The sequence below is a fragment of the Candidatus Zixiibacteriota bacterium genome, from assembly GCA_040752595.1.
Classification (GTDB): Bacteria; Zixibacteria; MSB-5A5; order WJJR01; family WJJR01; genus JACQFV01.
In genome coordinates, this window is record JBFMGX010000044.1 from 1 (window position 1) to 20,533 (window position 20,533).

General features: G+C 62.0%; 16 protein-coding genes. All 16 read left to right on the top strand.

The annotated features are described in order from the left end of the window. Positions 1–254 (top strand): hypothetical protein (locus AB1792_10365; GenBank protein ID MEW5702620.1); only part of this gene is annotated, 254 nt, incomplete at its 5' end. A 496-nt stretch (positions 255–750) separates the two neighbouring features. Beyond that, on the top strand, positions 751–1,278 hold the full coding sequence (locus AB1792_10370) for a hypothetical protein (protein MEW5702621.1): 528 nt from the start codon (positions 751–753) through the stop codon (positions 1,276–1,278). A gap of 43 nt (positions 1,279–1,321) precedes the next feature. Then, a complete protein-coding gene (locus AB1792_10375; protein MEW5702622.1) occupies positions 1,322–1,843 on the top strand; it encodes a LytR C-terminal domain-containing protein in 522 nt (173 codons plus the stop codon). Between the two features lie 68 nt (positions 1,844–1,911). After that, entirely contained in the window at positions 1,912–2,238 is a 327-nt protein-coding gene (gene rsfS / locus AB1792_10380; protein MEW5702623.1) for a ribosome silencing factor, read from the top strand. A gap of 139 nt (positions 2,239–2,377) precedes the next feature. Then, complete coding sequence (rho, locus tag AB1792_10385) at positions 2,378–3,625, top strand: transcription termination factor Rho (GenBank protein MEW5702624.1); 1,248 nt, start codon at positions 2,378–2,380, stop codon at positions 3,623–3,625. Between the two features lie 72 nt (positions 3,626–3,697). Beyond that, the gene (locus AB1792_10390) at positions 3,698–4,792 is read left to right on the top strand and encodes a hypothetical protein (GenBank protein ID MEW5702625.1); all 1,095 of its coding nucleotides are present in this window, start codon (positions 3,698–3,700) and stop codon (positions 4,790–4,792) included. A gap of 125 nt (positions 4,793–4,917) precedes the next feature. Continuing rightward, positions 4,918–5,802, top strand: a complete 885-nt coding sequence (gene ricT, locus AB1792_10395; GenBank protein MEW5702626.1) for a regulatory iron-sulfur-containing complex subunit RicT — start codon at positions 4,918–4,920, stop codon at positions 5,800–5,802. 94 nt (positions 5,803–5,896) lie between these two features. Then, positions 5,897–7,888, top strand: a complete 1,992-nt coding sequence (metG, locus tag AB1792_10400) for a methionine--tRNA ligase (protein MEW5702627.1) — start codon at positions 5,897–5,899, stop codon at positions 7,886–7,888. A gap of 50 nt (positions 7,889–7,938) precedes the next feature. Beyond that, a complete protein-coding gene (locus AB1792_10405) occupies positions 7,939–8,706 on the top strand; it encodes a TatD family hydrolase (GenBank protein MEW5702628.1) in 768 nt (255 codons plus the stop codon). An 88-nt stretch (positions 8,707–8,794) separates the two neighbouring features. Beyond that, on the top strand, positions 8,795–9,661 hold the full coding sequence (gene rsmA, locus AB1792_10410; protein MEW5702629.1) for a 16S rRNA (adenine(1518)-N(6)/adenine(1519)-N(6))-dimethyltransferase RsmA: 867 nt from the start codon (positions 8,795–8,797) through the stop codon (positions 9,659–9,661). Positions 9,662–9,991: 330 nt separating this feature from the next. Then, complete coding sequence (locus tag AB1792_10415; protein ID MEW5702630.1) at positions 9,992–12,904, top strand: TonB-dependent receptor; 2,913 nt, start codon at positions 9,992–9,994, stop codon at positions 12,902–12,904. Positions 12,905–12,957: 53 nt separating this feature from the next. Next, the gene (locus AB1792_10420; protein ID MEW5702631.1) at positions 12,958–15,957 is read left to right on the top strand and encodes a hypothetical protein; all 3,000 of its coding nucleotides are present in this window, start codon (positions 12,958–12,960) and stop codon (positions 15,955–15,957) included. Positions 15,958–15,995: 38 nt separating this feature from the next. Further along, positions 15,996–17,000, top strand: a complete 1,005-nt coding sequence (locus tag AB1792_10425; protein MEW5702632.1) for a PorV/PorQ family protein — start codon at positions 15,996–15,998, stop codon at positions 16,998–17,000. Positions 17,001–17,162: 162 nt separating this feature from the next. Then, on the top strand, positions 17,163–18,176 hold the full coding sequence (locus AB1792_10430) for an ABC transporter substrate-binding protein (GenBank protein MEW5702633.1): 1,014 nt from the start codon (positions 17,163–17,165) through the stop codon (positions 18,174–18,176). A gap of 33 nt (positions 18,177–18,209) precedes the next feature. After that, positions 18,210–19,856: an ATP-binding protein gene (locus AB1792_10435; GenBank protein ID MEW5702634.1), complete on the top strand. Its 1,647-nt coding sequence runs from the start codon at positions 18,210–18,212 to the stop codon at positions 19,854–19,856. Further along, positions 19,849–20,262, top strand: coding sequence for a response regulator (locus AB1792_10440; GenBank protein MEW5702635.1), 414 nt, complete (start codon positions 19,849–19,851; stop codon positions 20,260–20,262). Before AB1792_10435 ends, AB1792_10440 begins: the two co-directional genes overlap by 8 nt. The last annotated feature ends 271 nt before the right edge of the window (positions 20,263–20,533 follow it).

A 20,533-nucleotide genomic window follows, 5' to 3' on the forward strand; every position in this document is an offset into this window, starting at 1 on the left:
CAGCGGCGTCCCATGATCCTCGTCCATACATCCGTCCTCCGTCCCCTAATCTGGCCCGGAGAACCGACGCAAACCATCAACTTTTAGATGCTAAATCTGTCCGACTGGAGCTGAAACAGGACATCAGCGTCTACGTGGGAGCTCGCAACTTGACCGGCTACGTTCAGCCCGAAAAGCACACCGACGATGCTGCATTCATCTACGCACCGGTATATGGACGGATCGTCTACGGGGGCATGAAGATCAACATCTGACGGGACATGGAAGCCAAGACTCGGACGTTTCTGACCGGAGCTGCAGTGAGGGCTCGATGATCAAGTCCCTGTGCGGGATTCGCCGCTGGCGATGAGTGACAACCAAGCGAAAGACTGTGGTCGAAGGTCCCATAGGGCCAGCGTCCGATCGGATCGACGGTCGTTGATCCCCAAAAGCCTTGGGCTGGAGGACCGGACACGAGACCATCGACAGCCCGTTCGTTAACGCCTTGTCGATCAATATGTTGCTCACGGAACATTGAGGCGACTCGCGTGTAAACCACTTGCGAGGACAGACAAGGTTGACCGATGGGGCCGGTGGCCGACAGTATAATAGTGTGGGAGCTCAGCCGCGACGATTCGAGGGTATCGTTCGGGCCGGCAGGACGCAATTGGGCTTGACAAACTCGGGAGGGGCGCTATGATAGCCTCCGGAGGGGCGGTCTTTTCCCAGACATTGCGAGTTCAGACATCTGGGAGTGTTGGGGTTGTTGGCATGAAGCGCATCATTGTGGCGACTATCATCGTGCTCTTGGCCGGTGCTGTTGGTGCTGCGGCCCAAAGCACAACCAGCCAGGCATCGAGTGGGGCGACCTCGTTCAGCGGCGCTCCTCGTGTCAGCGACCTGACCGGGGCACCCAAGGCGTTGGGCTTCGCACTGTTGGATCCCAGCCGCCTGCGCATGCACCAATCCTACTCGCTCTCCTACTTCTCCGGCGGGGGAAGTTCGGGTTCGCTCGGGCTGTATTCGAACATGCTCGAGTACGACTTGTTCAAACCGTTGACGTTGCGGGTCGGCCTGTCGTATGCCCATCAGCCGTTCGGCGCTTCCGACCGGTCGGGAGGATCGGTTCTGGGTTCCGGGCAGTTTCTCCCGAGCTTCGGACTCGACTATCACCCATCGAACAACTTCCTGCTTTCCATTGACTACCAAACGATCCCGGCCGTCGTCTGGCCGTATGGCGGATCCAATATCTGGCGCGCCAACTCCTGGTGGGGCCCCTTTGGTCCACGATCCTGGTAGAAGCCGACCTGCCGGCAGGCAAACCCTATCCCCTCAATACCGTATGGAAAGCACGTCGCGACCCCGTCGCAACCGCTCGACCCCTTCCACGCCGCGTTGGAAGGTACGGCTCTTGGATGTCGGTATCGTTCTGGCGACCGCGCTCATCTGCGTGTTCGTCTTTTCGTTCTCCACGCGGCTGTCATACTCCCGGCCGGAGGTGCGCGAAGCTCCGATCATCGTGCGGGCCCAGATACTGAATGGTTGCGGGCGCGCCAATCTGGCCCGGCAGGTGGCCGAACACGTGGGCCGCTTGCAGGTCGACCGCATGCGGTTCGACGTCGTCGACATGGGGAACTTTGACCGGACCGACGTTCGACGCTCGTTTGTGATCAATCGCCGGCTGTCGCCCGAGCAGTTGCGCGCCGTACTCTCGGCGCTGGGCGTCGGCCCCGTGGAAATCGCCGACGGCTCTCAACGCAGCAATGATCTGGGAGTCGATTTCACTCTGGTCCTGGGATCCAATGCCGTGGACCCGACCACGACCGTGACCGACGCACCCCAAAGCGCCGGCCGCAGGCCTTAGAATGGCACGATGTCTTTCACCCGACACACCCAAAGGAGGGAAACACCATAACGTCCGCGCGGCTGGCCTTGACCGCGGGGAAACTCGCCCGCGAGAAGAAGGCATTCTCCGTGCGCATCCTCGACTTGCGCAAGCGTTCTTCGGTCACGGATTACTTCGTGATCTGCTCGGTCGACGCCGAAGTCCAAGCGCGCGCCGTCGCCGACCACATCACCGACCGTCTGCGCGAACAGCAGATCCGGCCCTGGCAGACTGAGGGGTATCGCGGCACCGGCTGGATCCTGGTCGACTTCATCGATGTGGTTGTGCATATCTTCCTCCCGCGCACCCGTGACTTCTATGCCCTGGAGAAACTCTGGGGTGATGCGCCCTGCCGTGAGTTGCCCGAAGACTGAAAGTCGCATCCCGACGGCCCCGCGCGGCTCCCCCTGTTAGGCCCACTGTCAGCCCGGTCTTGCGACCGGGACTCCACCAGTCAATCAATGAACCCTCTCAGGAACCGTTGCGGTTCCGCCGACCCCCCGGAGGTGGTCGATGGACATAATTGAACTGAAGTCGAAAACGATCGCTGAGCTTCTGGACATCGCCGAAAAACTCGACATTCCCGGCGTCTCGGGACTGCGCAAGCAGGAGTTGATCTTCAAGATTCTCGAAGCCAACACCGAAAAGGACGGCCTCATCTTCGCCGAGGGCGTCCTGGAGATTCTCGATGAGGGATACGGCTTCCTGCGTTCACCGGACTACAACTATCTTCCCGGCCCCGACGACATCTATGTGTCGCCCTCACAGATCAAGCGCTTCGATCTGCGGACCGGCGACACGATCTCCGGACAGGTGCGTCCGCCCAAGGAGACCGAACGGTACTTCGCCCTGTTGAAGATCGAGGCCGTCAATTTCGAGAACCCGGACGTCGCCAAGCACAAGATCCTCTTCGACAACCTGACGCCGCTCTACCCCCAGACAAAGTTCAGTCTCGAAGTTGACCCGAAAGATCTCTCCACGCGCATCATTGACCTGCTGACGCCGATCGGTCGTGGCCAGCGCGGGCTGATCACCTCCCCGCCCAAGGCGGGCAAGACCATCATCCTGCAAAAGATCGCCAACTCGATCACGAACAATCACCCGGATGTCAGGTTGATGGTACTGCTGATCGACGAACGTCCGGAAGAAGTCACCGATATGAAGCGTTCGGTCAAAGGCGAGGTCATTTCCTCGACCTTCGATGAGCCGGCCGAGCGGCACGTGCAGGTGGCCGACATGGTGATCGAAAAGGCCAAGCGGCTGGTCGAGCATAAACAGGACGTGGTCATTCTGCTCGACTCGATCACGCGTCTGGCCCGCGCCCACAACGCCGTCGTGCCGCACTCGGGGAAGATCCTCTCCGGTGGGGTCGACGCCAATGCGCTGCAGCGGCCGAAACGCTTCTTCGGCGCCGCGCGCAACATCGAGGAGGGTGGTTCGCTCACCATCGTCGCCACGGCCCTGATCGAGACCGGCTCGCGCATGGATGAAGTGATCTTCGAGGAGTTCAAAGGAACCGGCAACATGGAGTTGGTGCTCGATCGGCGGCTGTCGAACCGGCGCATTTTCCCGGCCATCGATCTGAACCGTTCCTCCACCCGCAAAGAAGAGTTGCTGTTGGACGAGGACGTACTCAACAAGATCTGGATACTGCGGAAGTTCCTCTCCGACATGAATCCGGTCGAAGGGATGGAATTCCTGGTCGACCGCATGATGAAGACCAAGAACAACGAGCGCTTCCTGGATTCCATGAAACGCTGAGCGGCACGCCGGCGCTCCGTACTTCCCAATCAACGCTCGTCGGGTGGGTGCTGTGTACCCACCGCCCCACCAATGTCCACACCGTTGATCCCGACTGCCCCCTTCTGGCAACAGACGTCCGCCGAGCGGACGCTCCGGCAGGCGATGCGGTTGGACCGCCTGGCACGTTCTCAGTCGTTTGTCGGTCCGGATGGCGTCGGGAAATGGGCCGCCGCCCAGTGGGTCGCGCAGGCACTACTGTGTCGGCAGACAGAGGTCGCTCGTCGCCCCTGCGGCGAATGCGACGGATGTCGTCGCGTGCTTTCGTACACACACCCCGACTGGCATGCGCTCTTCCCCGTTCCCAAAGAAACCGCCGAGGACGACACCGCGGCATTCTTGGAGGCCAAACGCGCTGACCCGTATGCGGTCATCCGTTTCAAGAAGCGTCCCTACATCACGCTCGAACGCGTGCGCGCCCTCATCACCGAGTTGAACAAAACCGCGGTCGAGGGCGGCGCCAAAGTCACGATCATCGCCGGCGCCGAGCAAATGGCCGGGGACGCCCAGACGATTCTGCTGAAGACGATCGAAGAACCGCCGCCGTCTGCCTATTTCATTCTGACCAGCGCCGATCCGGCTCGACTGCTGCCGACCGTCGTCTCGCGTTGCCAACGTGTACGGTTCGCCCCGGTGGCCCCGGAGATCATTGCGGAACGTCTGATGAATGAGCAGGGCATCAATGCCGAACGCGCCGAGCCCATCGCCCGGTTGTCGGGGGGCGGCTGGGGCAATGCCCTGCGTCTGGCCACGGAAGAGGCCGAGCTCTGGCGCCGGACCGTCGGCACACTGTGGGATGGTTCCTTCCAGGTGCGTGCTTCCGACCTGCTGCAACAGATTGATGCGACATTCTCTTCGGCGGGTCGCCGTCGGATCGGCTTCGACCAGATGCTGATGGCATTCGATGTCTGGTCAATCTTGCTGCGGCGTGACTGTGAACGAGCGTTGCACACAAACGGCAGCTCCGACCGGAGCGCCGTTGGGGCTCCCATACCGGACGCCGAGACCGCCTGGGCCTGCTGGCGCATTCTGCAAAACGGCCGCAGCACGCTCTATGTGAATGTTGCCGCGCGCCACGCCGTGATCGGGACATTTCTGGCACTGCGGCGGCGGCTCGGATGCGCGTAGCCGCACGTCGGCACGATTCGCCGCCGAACAACCCCTTGACTTGCCCGCTTTTGCACGGGACATTGAGCGTGTCTCGCGGTGTTGTCTTCTTCCGTTCGCACCGCGGACACATTGGGGTCCTACCGATGTCCGACACCGTCGAAACAGTAGCACCGCAGCCGGCACCCGAACCCGCTCCGGCCGTACCGCAGCCGGTGTACATGGTGGAGTTCAAGGGAGCGCGCAAGGAGTTCTACCGGGATGAATACCATCTGCCGATCAAAGTCGGCAGCCCGGTGATCGTCCAGGTGGAGCGCGGCGAGGATTTGGGCCGCGTGATCCAGCATCTGTCGGCCGGGGACGCCAAGAGAGCACGCGTCAAGCCGCTGCCGATCCTGCGTGTCTCGACCGCTGCGGAACTGGAGCACGAGAAGAAGAACCGGCAGGATGAGTTCGAGGCGCGGCAAACCTGCCGTCGCATGGTGGAGGAACGGCGGCTGGAGATGAAGGTCGTCGATGCCGAGTGGCAGTTTGACCGCAACAAGATGACGTTCTACTTCACCGCCGACAAGCGGGTCGACTTCCGCGCCCTCGTCAAGGACCTGGCCGGACTGTTCAAGACCCGCATCGAATTGCGCCAGATCGGCGCGCGCGACGAAGCCCGCCGCGTCGGTGGCGTCGGCGTCTGCGGCTATGAGCAGTGCTGCACGATGTTCCTGAAGGAGTTCGAGCCGATCACCACGCAGATGGCGCGCGACCAGAATCTGTCGCTCAACCCCGCGAAGATCTCCGGCAACTGCGGACGACTGCTCTGCTGCTTGCGATATGAAAGCGGGTACTACCGGGAGGCCTCGCGTCTGTATCCGGAGGCCGGCCTCCCTTGGGAGACCGACGAAGGCCCGGGCACGGTCGAAGGCGCTCACATCCTGCGCGAGCAGGTATTCGTGCGCCTCGCCGACGGTCGTCAGGCCAAGGTGCCGTTGGCCGAATTCCGTCGCCGCGAACGCAAGAAGACGTCGTGGTTTGAATGACACTCGCGCGGCACGTTACATTGTGATTCCCTTGTAGGGGCACGGCCTGCCGTGCCCGCGCACAGGCAGCACGATCCCATCCTCCCTTCCTCCCATGCCAGACGCGCCGCGCCCCATCTTTATCACGACGCCGATCTACTACGTCAACGACAAGCCCCACATCGGCCACGCCTACACAACCATCGTCGCCGACTACCTGACCCGGGCCCTGCGGTTGCTCGGGCACGAGGTCTTCTTCCTCACCGGCACCGACGAGCACGGCGCCAAAGTCGCCGAGGTCGCCCGCGCCAACGGCATGGAGCCGAAGGCGTGGTGCGACCTGCACGCCCAGCACTTCAAAGACGCATGGAAGCGTCTCGATATCGAGTACAATTACTTTGTCCGCACGACTGACCAGCGCCATGAAGCAGGTGTCGCCCGGTTGCTCGAGCGCCTGCATGACGCCACCGACCCCGACGGGAAGCCTGTCATCTACGAAGACGAATACACCGGCCTCTACTGCCTCGGCTGTGAGAAGTTCATCACCGGAAAGGAATTGGTCGACGGTCTCTGTCCCAATCATCTGACCAAGCCCCAGGAACTTCGTGAGCGGAATTACTTCTTTCGCCTCTCAGCGTTTCTGCCCGAGGTGCAACGACGCATCAGCGAAGGATCGATCCGCGTCCTGCCGGAGGAGCGCAGGAATGAAGTGCTCGGCTTGTTCAAGCAGGGGCTTGAGGATTTCTCGATCTCCCGTGAACGGGAGAAGGTGGATTGGGGGATTCCCATTCCGTGGGACCCGACCCAGAATGCCTATGTCTGGGTCGATGCGTTGCCCAACTACATCACCGCGATCGGCTACGGCGACGATCCGGCGTCTTTCGCCAGATGGTGGACCGACGCTTCCATCATTCACATCATGGCGAAGGACATACTGAAGTTCCATGCCGTGTACTGGCCGGCCATGCTTCTGGCCGTCGGTGAGCGACCTCCTCAAGGTATGTTCATTCACGGCTACTTCACCGTGAATGGACAGAAGATGAGCAAGAGCTTGCGCAACACGCTCGATCCCCATCGTCTCGTCGATCAATTCGGCGCTGATGGGACGCGGTATTTGTTGCTGACCCCATTTCCGTTTGGGATGGATGGTGACCTCAAGGCCGACGCCTTTGTTCCGCAGTACAACGCCGACCTCGCAAACGACCTTGGAAATCTCGTCTCCAGAGTGATTGCACTCATCGAGAAGCATTTCGGAGGGCGGCAGCCCTGCCCAGTCGGGATCGACTGGGAGAACGGAATCGCATATCGCCTCCAGATGCCGGTGCACAGTTGCACGCATGATTTCGCAATGGCGTTACGGTCCCGCATATGGTCATTCGAGGATGACGGGCCGGATCTCGACCGGGCTATCAGGACGGGGATGGAGCTGGTACGCGAAACGAATCGCTTTGTGGAAGAGCACCAGCCATGGAATCTGGCCAAAATGGGACGCCGCGACGAACTCGCAACCGTCCTGTCAGTCGCCGCGGAGGCAATCCGACGAGTAGCGATCGTTCTGTCGCCCGCCATCCCGAATAAGTCGTTGGAGATTCTCCGCGCACTCGGGTTCGAGAATCCCTCCACCGAGCTGTCGATAGGAGGCCTTTCTCCGGTATTGGACGGCAACGCAAGAGGTCTTTGCCCCGGCCCCTTCCATCTCGACGGGCCGATCTTCCCCCGTTTGGAGAAGCCCGAATCCACCAGAACGGAGCGTATCACCGTGTCGGAATCATCCACTCCAGAGAATGTCATCACCATCGACGAATTCAAGAAGGCGCAACTGCGCACCGCCGAGGTGATCGCCGCCGAACGCGTGGAAGGCGCCAATCGGCTCCTGAAATTGCAGATCGCCATCGGGGAGGAGCGCCGGCAGATTGTCGCCGGGATCGCCGAGCACTACAAACCCGAGGACCTCATCGGCAAAACGATCATCGTTGTCGCCAATCTGCAGCCGGCGACCGTGCGCGGCGTCGCTTCGCAGGGGATGCTCCTGGCAGCATCGAAAGGCAAGACCCTGCGCCTGCTCACCGCCGACGGCCCGCTCGAATCAGGCGCCACGATCAGTTGACATGCCATCTCTCGTAGGGGCGTATTGCCATACGCCCCTACTCCCCGCGCATGATCGACACCCACGCCCATCTCGACTTCCCCGACTTTGCCGATGACCGCGACAACGTGATCGCTCGCGCCCACGCCGCTGGGGTGCACACGATCATCAATATCGCCACCGACTTTGAGTCATGTGAACGGATACTGGCTTTGGCCGAGGCACATGCATCGGTCTGTGCCGTACTGGGGGTGCACCCGCATGACGCGAAGACCTGGGGCGGGGAACAATCGGCCGCACGGCTCAAGCGCCTGGCGGATCACCCAAAGGTCGTCGGCATCGGCGAAATCGGCCTCGACTACTACCGGAAGATGTCGCCGCGCGACCTGCAGAAACGCGCTTTTATCGATCAAATCGCCGTGGCGCGTGACCTCGGTCTGCCGATCGTCATACATAATAGAGAAGCATTCGACGACATCTTCGCGATCCTGCTGCAGACGGAGGCCTACGCGAACGGCGGCGTCTTTCATTGCTTCTCCGGAACAGCACCCGAGGCGCAGAAGACCATCGACCTCGGATTTCACATCTCGGTCAACGGCATTCTCACGTTCAAGGATTCCGGCATGGCGCGCGTGGCGACCGCGGCCCGTCTCGATCGCATCCTCCTTGAGACCGACTGTCCCTTTTTGGCGCCGCACCCGCATCGTGGACGGCGCAATGAGCCGGCATACATTCCCATTGTCGCGGAGAAGCTGGCCGAACTCCGCGGGCTCACCGTTGAGGAGATCGGCAAGGTGACCGACGCCAACGCCGCCCGGCTCTTTTCTCTTCCCAAATGATCGCGGCCGGTGAATCCTCCCGGATGAATGAGCCCCGAAGGGGCGAAAGAGAATCGCCCCACGGCGTGGGCCGTGGGTGTAGGCGACGATGAAGGACTCATCCTCCTTTCAACGATCAACGGGGCGCACGTCGCGCCCCAAGCTGCGCGCCCGCCGATCGCTGTCACAGAACTTCCTCATCGACGGCGCCGTCGCCGACAGAATCGCAGCCGCCCTCCCGGTCAAACCAACCGATTGCGTGTACGAGATCGGCGCCGGCAAGGGATTTCTCACGGAGCGACTGGCGACGCTGGTCGGGACGGGACGTGTATTGGCACTGGAGAAAGACCGTCGGCTGGTGGGGATGCTCCGTCAGAAGTTCCAGCCCGGCGGACCTGTCGAAGTCTATTGGGCCGACATTCTGAATCTGCCGCCCGACGCCGAACCGCCAGACCCGTGCTGGCTCTATGGAAATCTCCCCTTCGGGATCGGCCATGCGATTCTGGAGTGGGCGTTCGCACGGCGTTCGCGGTTTGGGGGTGCCGTGTTCACTTTGCAGCGTGAGGTCGTGCAGCGGCTGCTGGCAGGTCCGGGCGAACGAGGGCGCGCCGCCTCATCGATCTGGTTTCAGGCGCGCGCCCGCGGCCGCGCGCTGTTTGACATACCTCCAGGCGCCTTTCATCCGCCGCCGCGTGTCACATCCACAGTGATGTCGATCGAGTTCGTACCGACGACGCCCGGGATCGAACATGCCCCCGGAATCGAATACGTCGTCCGGTGTGCCTTTGCCCAGAAGCGCAAGATCATGGCCAACAATCTCGGCGCCATCCCGGGACTAACGGCCGCCGGCTGGCAGCGCATCCGCGATCTCTGCCCTGACCTACTGGAGAAGCGCGCGGAGCAGCTCCATGCCGACGACTTCGCCCGCCTGGCGCAACTGCTTCACCGCCCCGGACAGGTCTTCCCCGACCGCTGATTCTCTCCCACGAGGAGCCGTTCTCGACACTGTGCAAACCTCTGCACAGACCGTGCAGAGCCTTTCTCCCACTGTCGACGTAGTCTGTCGCTGCTTGTTCAGGATTCCGCGACAACTCCGACATTACACATAAAGGGCGCCTCGAACACGCCGCTTTGGCGAAGAGGCGGGAATGGCAGGCGGTCGTCAGCCGCATTGTCAGGCACGACACCGCCACGGATCAGAAATCGCAATCGGTCTGGTGTCAGAGGGTGATACGGCCCGATCGGCCGGGGAACCGACGATCATCACAATCGAACAGTCTGGAAGATGCTGGGAGGGGATGTGCGTATGTCACCGTACTACAGGCTACGGTTGAAGACACGTGTCGCGGCAACGACGATACTGGCCTGTTCCATCCTGGTGATGCTTGCCGTCGCACAGGGCGGAACGACAGGGAAGATCTCCGGCACGGTCATTGACCAAGAAACAGGGAAGCCGATCGCGGGCGCGCTCGTTCAGGTGCTGGGCACGTCTCTGTCCGCCCGCACCGATTCCGAGGGACGATATGTGATTCTCAACGTTCCTGTGGGACGTCATACGCTGACCGCATCGGTGCTGGGGGAGACATCGTCGCCGACGGAGAACGAGTTGCTGCTCTTCCAGCCGATCGAGGTCCAGAACCTGAAGGTCTCCGTGGACCTCAACACGGAGCAGGACATCACGCTGACGTCGAAGCCGGTGGAGATGGGCACCATCGTGGTGATCGCCGTGCGTCCGGTCGTGATCAAGGATCGCACGGCCTCGCTGCGGATCGTGGAAGGCGAGCAGATCCAGGAGTTGCCGACGCGCGGGTACCGCGACATCGTCGCCCTCCAACCGGGCGTCGTCGTCCGCACCGCCAACCAACTGAACGTGCGCGGGGGCCGCACCTCCGAAGTCGCCTATTTCGTCGACGGTTTCTCGCAGCAGGATCCGCTCACCGGCAATTCGACGACTCAGATCAATAACAATGACCTGAAGGAAGTGTCGATCGTGACCGGTGGATTCAATGCCGAGTACGGGTGGATCGCCTCCGGGGCCGTCAACGTGACGACCAAGGACGGGACCGAGAAGCTGGCCGGCACGGTGGAAGCGATCACCGACAACTTCCACGGGGACAGCTACGACTACAATGTATATGATGCCAGCATCTCCGGTCCCCTGGCCGGGTTGTCCGACAATATCCGCTTCATTGCCTCCGCGGAACGACGCTGGCAGGGTGATCGCAGTCCCGCCGCCACCGCCGGTGGTCCGCAGCCGAACAACAGCAACGGCGGATACACCTGGCGCGGCAAGTTGAACTGGAAATTCACGCCATCGACGGAGCTCAAGCTGGGCGGACTGTCATCGCAGGACGACTGGCAATACTGGCAGCGGCAGTGGCTGTTCAACCCGGAGCATGCCCCGCGCCTCGAAGACAAGAACCGCTCGCTCTACGCCACCTTGGAACACGTGGTCAATCCACACACGTTCTTCACCGTCTCGGCCAACTACTTCATGACCGAGCGGGAACGCGGCGACGGAGTCCTGTTCGACGATATTTGGGCCTATGGTCGTCCCGGCTCGCCGGCGCAGTTCGACGCCACCGAGTTGTTCTGGTCATGGGACGACATCGATGGTCCGACCACGATCGAAGACACCGTGATCGACGGCCGCACCTATCCGATCCGCGGCGACGAGGCCGCCATTTGGAACAACTACCTGCACCGTCACTCATCCTATGTCGGCAGCGTGTTTGACCTCGTCAGTCAGGTGCATCCGAACCACGAGGTGCGCGCGGGGATGGAGTTCCAGCGCCATACCTTGCGGCGCTATCAACACCTCATCCCCTCCCGGGTCTGGCAGGGGTATGGGGAGGGTCGCCATGGATTTGACGACGTCGACCGCTACGGTTATGACATCACCGGCGAGGGCGAGGAAGACGGCGGCCTGCAAGGTGCCAAGCATCCGGTCACGTTCGCGACATATGTTCAGGACAAGTTCGAGCTCCAGGGGTTGGTGATCAACGCCGGGCTGCGCCTCGATTACTTCAACGTCAACACGAAACGGCTGCGCGATGAAACCCGGCCGCTGGACCCGTTCGGCTACGCCGACCTGCCCAACCCCACCGATGAACAGAGGCAGAAGGCCCAGCAACTCGATCCCGAGGATCTCGAAGACAGCCGTCCCGAGACCGAGTTGTCACCGCGCCTTGGTATCGCCTTCCCGGTGACAGAACAGTCGGTGTTCCATGCGTCGTACGGCCGGTTCGTCCAGCGTCCCGATCTGCAGAATCTGTACGTGTCCTATGAGTACCTGGAATACAAGATCAAGACCGGCGGCTACTACTTCCCGTTCGGCAACCCCAATCTCCGGCCCGAGCGTACGACGGCCTATGAAGTCGGTTGGACCCGGCAGATCGGCGAACGGACCTCGTTCGATGTGACCGCCTACTACAAGGATGTCAAGGGACTGACGCAGGTGCAAAACCAGCCGTCGGCGCCCTTCAGCTATGCCACCTATCGCAACACCGACTTCGGCACCATCAAAGGTCTGGAATTGACGTTCGACATGCAGCGATCACGCAACATTGGTCTGCACCTGTCCTACTCGCTGGCGCAGGCCACGGGAACCGGCTCCGACCCCAACACGCAAGGCAACATCGCTTGGTATGGCACAAACGAGGTCCCCAAGACGGCCTCACCGCTGGACTTCGATCAGCGACACAAGCTCGTGGGCATCCTTGATCTGCGGGCCGGCGACCACGAGGGTCCGAAGCTGGCCGGCCGGCGCATCTTCGCCAACTCCGGGATCAGCGCCACCTTCCAAGCCGGCAGTGGCTTCCCCTACACGCCGACCGATGTCTACAATGAGGTGACGCTCGCCTCCAACCGCGGCCCCGTGTCCGGCGCCGTCAACTCCCGGTACTCCGCCTGGCGCATGCAACTCGACCTCAAGGCGACGAAGGCCTTCCAGCTGGCCGGATTGCAGACGGAGCTCGAACTGTGGATCATCAATCTGCTCAACCGCAAGAACGTGCTCAACGTCTACACGTCTTCCGGACTCCCGAATTCCACCGGATGGCTGGAGACCCCGGACGGCCAGAGACTGCGCGACAGCTATGATGAGTCCCACGACTCATCGCAATTGACCGGTGAACAAAAGTACACGCTGCGGGAAGACAATCCGCTGAACTATGACGTGCCCCGGCAAATCCGCGCCGGCTTGAAGGTGTCATTCTGAACCGGTGCTGCTCTCGATGCGTGGTGTTTAGAAACATAGGAGCCAAAGCGACCATGAAACCCGTCCGCTTGATCTTGTTGGCCGCCGCCGTGACCGCCACTCCGGCGGTGGGAGTGCGAGCCGCCGCACTCAGCAGCCCACCGGCCCACCGGCCGTACGCTGCCGCCATCGACAATCGATCCTACATCGGCGTCAACAACCTGCAGATGCTGGTGTCCAATGTCGGCACGTTCGCCTACGACCCGACCGGGTATTTCGGGAAGACCGACGGCCTGTACTTTCCGCGCGGCACAAACAACACGGTCATCTTCGGCGCTGGAATCTGGATCGGCGCGAAGGTCAATGCCGAGCCGCGTGTGACGCTCGCCGAGGCATCCACGGAGTTCTCCCCCGGCGGCATGGACGATGGGACCTTCGTCCCCGATCAGGGACGCTTCCGCGTCTACAAGATCAACCGCGGCGATGATGCTGCCGGCAACCCGGACTACGCCAACTGGCCATTCGCCGACGGCGCACCCGCTCTGAAAAACAGCGCCGGCGGCGATTCGCTCGACGGCAGCGGCAATCGCATTCCGTTGATCTTGGGTGATCAGACGCTCTGGTCGGTTTACAACGACGCGGACCCCGGTGCGCACACGCACCGCGCCGGATCCACAGCGCCCCTGGGCGTGGAGGTGCAACAGACCACCTTCGCCTACGGCCGCGGCGGAGCTCTCGGCAACACGATCTATATCAAGTTCCTCATCATCAACAAGGGATCGAACCGGCTGGACGAGACCTACATTTCGCTCTGGTGTGATGCCGACGTCGGCGATGCCGGGGATGACCTTGTCGGCTGCGACACCACCCTGTCGCTGGGCTTCGCTTACAATGAAGGGCCCGATCAGACCTACGGTGAGGGCGTCCCGGCCGTCGGCTTCGATTTCTTGCAGGGGCCGATGGTCCCCGCGCCGGGAGACTCCGCCTATCAGCAGGGACGTTGGATTCCAGGGTACCGCAATCTTCCGATGACCTCATTCAACAAGTACGTCAACGGCACCGACCCGACCAACGCGCTGGAGACTTACAATTACATGCGCGGGCTCTTTCCCAACGGTGATCCTGTCGTCGACCCCGAGGGTGATACCACGCTGTTCCAAGTCCCGGGTGATCCGGTCACCGGGGCCGGCTGGCTGGATGTGAACGCCGGCGACCGTCGTTTCATGATGAATTGCGGGCCGCTGGTGATGGCTCCGGGCGACACGCAGGAGGTCGTCGCCGCCGTCATCGTCGGTCAATCGACCGATGCTCTGTCGTCCATCACCGACCTGCGCGACAAGGACCGGAAAGCCCAGTCGGTGTTCGATCTGAGTTTCAACATCCCCTTCCCGCCACCGGCACCGACCGTCTGGTTCCAGCCGTTGGCCAATCGCGTCGAGCTGATCTGGGGCCAGGAGGCGGAGGGGGATGTGCAGGAGTCGGGCGTGCTCGGTCAGCGCTTCGTGATGGAAGGTTACAACGTCTATCAAGGGACGTCGATTGCCGGACCGTGGAAGAAGATCGCCACCTTCGATCTCGAGGACGGGATCACACGCATCTATCGTGACGAGTTCGATGCCCAGATCGGCGCCACTCAGAGAGTGCTGGTACAGTCCGGCTCCGACAACGGGTTGCGAAACAACCTGACAATTCCCTCCGACTACATCGCAGGTGGCGGACTGGTCAACCACCGTCCCTACTACTTCGCGGTCACCGCCTACTCTTACGACGAGAATTCCGTCGAGGAATATCGTGTCGGGCCAAACCTCCTCGGGTCGCTGAGCGAGGTGCTGGAAGGCCGCATTCGCGGTATCGAGATTATCCCCAACTCCAACGCTCTCGAACTCATCGATTCTGCACAGCACGTGGAAGGGCAGAGTGAAGGACTGGTTACCGTGCGGGTCCTGGAGCCGACCCAAGTCACCGGAGACGACTATGCCGTGACGTTCAACGCCGACCTGTCATGGAACCTCGATAACCTGACGTCCGGCGCGCGGCTCTTGGCCGACCAGACCAACTCCAGCGGCGACTACACGTATCCGCTGACCGAGGGGCTCATGGTCCAAGTCGCCGGTCCCGATCCTGGGACCAAGGATGTTGAGTGGTCGGGCGGAAATGCCTGGGTCACCGGGGTCAATTGGGGCGGGGGATTTTTCCACGGCGGGATTGACGCCGGGATGAACTTCTGGAGCTCATCGATCCAGGATCCCACCCAACTGGTCAACGTCGAGTTGCGCTTCTCTCCCACGACAACCCAGACGGCCTACCGCTATCTCCGCGGCGCATCCCCGAACTACCAGTACGCGGGGATGGGTACCGTGCCCTTGACCGCCTGGGATGTCAGCCACGATCCGCCGCGGCAATTGAACGTCTGCTTCGTCGAGCAGGTGAATCTGGCCTCCGCCAACAATGCCTGGCTCCCGCCCGATGAAGATCCCGTGACGGGCGGACGGGAGTACCTGTTCATCATGAACAGCGATTACGCGGAGACGCCGGACGAGTACTACACGACGCGGTCGATCTACTTCGACGCCGATGACATGGACGTGCTCTATGCCTGGTGGCCGACCGTGGCCGAGGGTCACTCCAATGCGGAACTGGCCGATGGCCAGGTCCTGCGCTTCACCGTCGCCCGGTACAACAAACCGGGCGATCGGTTCACGTTTACGGCACCATCGATTGAGATCGCCTCGGGGGAATCGGCCGGCCCATCGCTTTCGAACGTGCACCCCGTACCGAACCCATACTTCCACCGCACCGATCTGGAAAGCGATCCCAATCATCGGATGATCAAGTTCGTGAATATCCCGGCGGGCGAGGCGACGCTGGAGATCTACAATCTCGCCGGTGAGTTGATCCGTCGCGTCGCCAAGGACGACCCGGTGGCATCCTACGTGACCTGGGATGTCCTGACGACGAGTGGGCTTCCGCCCGCCAGCGGTTTGTTCATCTGGCGCCTGACCGCCCCGGGTCTGAAAGCCAGGGTCGGCAAGTTGGCGATTTTCACGGAGAGAGAGAAACTCAAGCAATTCTGATCGGTCGTGTCCGTGTTGTGAGAGATGGAGGTCTGAAGATGCGTGCATACGGGATACTGGGACTGGTCGCGGTGGTGGCCGTCATTCCCGCGGCGGTCCAAGCGGGCGACTCGGGTCGCATCGGGACCAGCGGCGCCCTGGAACTGCTCATTCCCACGGGGGCACGGGGTGTGTCGATGGGCGGTTCGGTCATGGCCGAGCCGGGAGGAACCGAGGCGTGGTTCTGGAATCCGGCCGGAGCGGCGGCGATTGCCGGAAACGAGCTGGGATTCTCACACCGTCAGTACATCGCCGACATCACGCTCTCCCATCTGGCGTTCGCTCACAACGCCGGATCGGCGGGCGTGATCGGCCTGTCGGCCAAAGTGTTGTCCGCCGGGGACGAGGAGATATACACGACGCATCAGCCGGATGGAACCGGTGAGACATTCTCAACGTCATTCGTGACCGTCGGCGCCTCCTATGCCCGCTCGTTGACCGACCAGGTGTCGCTCGGCATCAATGGCCAGTTCGTCGCTGAGAAGATCTACAACGAGACCGCCCAGGGGGTGGCCTTCGACGTCGGCTTCGTCTATCGTTCCCCGTGGAAGGGGATGACCTTCGGCATCGTCGTCAAGAACTTCGGCCCCAAGATGTCGTTCGACGGCCCCGACTTTGACGTGCCGCTCAACAGCGGTAATGGCTCCACGACCGACGGTCGCACCCAGTCGGCGTCGTTTGAACTTCCGTCGTTCGTCCAATTCGGATTCGCTTGGGACGCCTGGCATCGCAACAACCAGCAATGGCGGCTGACCGGCGCGTTCCAGTCGAACAACTTTTCCGAGGACGAGTTCCGACTGGGCACGGAGTGGGGCGTGTCCGACCAGTTGTTTCTCCGCGGTGGGTACACGACGGCCGCGACCGACGAGTATCTCTATGGGTTTTCGGCGGGTGTGGGGCTGCGACTCCCGCTCGGGACGACGCAGACGCGCATTGATTACGCTTGGGCGGACGCCGGGGTATTCGACAACAACCACTTGTTCACGGTGACTTTTGCGTTTTGAGGCTGGCGGATCGGGATCGGATATCTCGATGACCCTCGCTCCGACGCCCAACGCTCGTCGGGAGCCGGGTCATCTGTCTGGAGTGATCCGAGCACGGCGACGGGACTCCTGCCCCCGTGCCCCCGTCTCAGCCGGTGGTGACACCAGGGCGCGGAGATCGGCGTGCTGATCCGTCGGTTCAAAAGATCGGGCACGAACCTGGACGTCTCTGGCCGGGTGCGGGTGCTTCGAGCCACGTGGGTCGCGCTATTGGTCTTCGCGGCCATGGCGCAGCCGACGCTATCCCAAACATCACCCGGGACAGTCCGCATCGCCGTCGTCAAGAGCCTCGACCTCCCGGAGTACAATCTCGCCCTCGAAGGATTCATCAGCAAGCTCACGGAAACGGGACACGAGGCAGTCACGCTGCCCTTCGTGCTGGCGCGCGACGATTCCGGTGCGAGCGCCAATTGGCGTGACGTCCGCAATGCCCGTCCCGATTTGATCCTGGCACTCGGCACGCGCGCCGCGCGGGGGGCCGCTGAGCACCCCACCGACATCCCCACCGTCTACTCCATGGTGCTTGCGCCGCCGGGCGTCGCACCGGACGCTTCGCCGCCGGAATTCAAGAACCTGACCGGCGCCACGCTCAACATCCCGCTGGAAATGCAATTGAAAGAGATCATCCACGTGTTCCCATCCGTGCGTCGCATCGGCGTGATTTCCGACCCGTCCCGGACGGGGCCGGTCGTGGAGAAGATCCGCACGTTAGTGACGCAACGTGGACTTACGCTGGTCGTCGCCTGGGCGAATTCGGAGCAGGTCATTCCCGATGCCGTGCGTCGCTTGCGGGACTCGATCGACGTCCTCTGGATGATCCCCGATGAGACCGTCCTGACACCGCGCTCCTCTCGCTACATCATATTCGAGTTGATCAAGGCCGGCGTGCCGGTGATGGGCCTGTCGTCGGCCTACGTCAAGGCCGGTGCCCTCCTGGCGCTGGAATGTGACTACACGGACATTGGCCGTCAGGCCGGGGAATTGGCGATTCGCGTCCTCGCCGGACAGCCTCCCGGACGGCTGCCGCACACGGCACCGAGGACCTTTGTCCGGGCCCTCAATCTCAAGGTCCGGGAGCACATGCGCATCCCGATGGACGAACGTGTTGTCGAAGACTCCAACGTCGTGGTTTTCTGACGGGCAGGACCGAACGGGGAGACCGTGAGTACCATGCGAATCGGCATCCAACAGAAGTCCATCGCCGCCATCTCGGTCCTGATGGCGATCCTGGCCTTTTCGTTGATGTCGATGTCACTGTACCACGGCAGCCGCGCCATACGGGCCGAACTGATGATGCGCGGCAATATCTCGACCAAGAACCTCGCATACAATGCTACCTATGCCACCTTGATTGGGGACACGGCCGCGGTGGCGGCCCTCCTGGATGGCATCATGGCGGAGAAGGAGGTCCTGTACGCCCGTGTCATCGAGCCGAACGGAACCGTATTGGCGCAACGCGTTTGTGGCGTCTCAAAGACAGGCGCCGCCGATTCGACGTCGACGCCCCCCATGCCGAACGTGAACGACGTGTCCGACAACGATGGCTGCGCCACCGTGAGCTTTCAGACGCCGATTGTCGTCCGGAACCAGACGGGCGACGAGCCCAGCAGCGACATTGGCCTGTACGATGTCGCGGGGACCGAGGGGGGCGCTCCCACCGTGATCGCCTACGCCCAGATCGGCATGACCACGCACTTCGTGGAAGAAACCATCGGCGCCATGCGCCGCAACATGGCGTGGATCACGCTGGTGATCGTGTTGTTGGCGGTCCTGGGGACGTCCATTCTCGTGCGCCTCAGTATCCACCCCATCAACGAGTTGGTGGGCGCCACGGAGCGCGTCGCCGGCGGCGACTACGACTGCAAAGTCGTCGAAGGACGGCGCGACGAGATCGGCGACCTGGCTTCCTCCTTTAACAAGATGACCGCCGATCTGAAAGCGTCCCGGGAAGCGCTGGTCCGGAAAGACCTGTTGGAGGCGCTTGTCGTCGAACTCAAGGAAACGCAACAGCAACTGATTCAGGCGGGAAAGATGGCCGCCATCGGTCAACTGGCGGCGGGCGTCGCTCATGAAATCAACAATCCCCTGGCCGGAATCATGGGATACGCGCAACTGGCGGGCGAGCACATGCGCGCCAAGCAGACCGCCGGCATCCCGCCGGGCGAGGTGCCCAAGTTCATTGCCTACATCGACAACATGGAACGCCAGACGCTGCGGTGCAAGCAGATCGTGCAAAACCTCCTCCGCTTCGCCCGCACCAGCGCCCACGAGGAAATCGCGCCCCTCGACTGCAACGAGATCGTCGGCGAGACCCTCTCATTCCTGGCCCACCAGATGGACACACGCGACATCACCGTGGATGTCCGCCTGGCCGAGAAACTGCCGCGCGTCCTGGGTCACCCCGGCAAGATGCAGCAGATCTTCACCAACATTCTGATCAACGCCGTCCAGGCGATCAAGGGCGAGGGCCGGATCACGGTCACGACAGAATTGGCCGATGGTCAGGTACGAACCCACATCACCGACACCGGCGAGGGGATTCCCTCCGACAACATGGACAAGATCTTCGAGCCGTTCTTCACGACCAAGGAAATCGGCAAGGGGACCGGCCTGGGGCTCTCGGTCACCTATGGCCTGGTCAAGGACATGGGGGGCAACATCAGCGTGGACAGCACCGTCGGCGTGGGAACCACGTTCACGGTCTCGTTCCCGCCGACGTCGGAAGAAGCAACGTCGCCAAACATCGAAATCCCGGACACGATGACGCAACCTGCGACCAGCGAGTCTTGGGTGGCCGCCGACAACAAACATGAATGAATCGACCAAACCCTTATCGCCCGGTCCGCCGGCGGCGATCCTGATCGTGGACGATGAGCCACCCCTGCGCGACATCCTCGCGCAACTGCTGTCGGGCTACCATGTCGCCACGGCCGACAATGGTCGCTCCGCCGTGGACATGCTCAAGCAGGCGCACTACGCCCTCGTCATCACCGACCTGATGATGCCGCAGGTCGACGGATTCACCGTGCTGCGCACCGCCAAACAGATCGACGCCACGACCGAAGTGTTGGTCATCACCGGGTATCCCTCGGCCGAGAATGAACGCCGATGCCGCGAGATGGGGTGTTTCGATGTGGTGGCCAAGCCATTCTCAATGGCCGCGGTCCGCGACCGCGTCGACCGATGCCTCAACAAGAAGCAGAGATCGGCACGCCCCGCCTGACTTCAATAGCTGACTGAAGGCACCCAGAGCGTCCGGCCGACGAGGCTCGTGTTCCACGCTCGATGGGTTGGTTCAAAGCGATCTGAACTCCGATGATGTGAATCCCCCGGCACCTTCCCTCAGCAACGCGGGCGACTAACCTCTCCCTCCGGGAGAGGTCGATCCGCTTGGAGGGCGGATCGGGTGAGGAGGTCTTTCAGCCTTTATTTCGTCAGAGGCTCTTAGAATCAGTTGCACAGCCTCAATGACTTACTCTCAAGCTTCGTGGCGC